At 38.8% G+C, this 201-nt stretch carries 1 protein-coding gene; it reads left to right on the top strand.

Going from position 1 to position 201, the window contains the following annotated elements; all coding sequences use genetic code 11:
* The coding region (locus Q1A15_RS21025) for a hypothetical protein (RefSeq protein WP_299628431.1) at positions 1-201 on the top strand (201 nt) is incomplete at both ends.

Here is a 201-nt window from a genome sequence, read left to right as displayed (position 1 = left end):
TACAAGTTTAACAGGAGCTACTTTTACAATTCCAGGAGTAGCTTCAGCAAATACTTATGGCGGTACAATTACTTATATCGATGCCAATGGTTGTAGTGGTACAGATGCTTTTACAGTTACGATTAATGCGAATCCAGTAGCTACAGTAAACGATCCATCAGTTTGTGTAGGAGATACTTCAGCTACACTAACAGTAACAGC

The organism is uncultured Tenacibaculum sp., from assembly GCF_947495995.1.
Lineage (GTDB): Bacteria > Bacteroidota > Bacteroidia > Flavobacteriales > Flavobacteriaceae > Polaribacter.
This window is presented reverse-complemented; position numbering and strand designations above follow the sequence as displayed.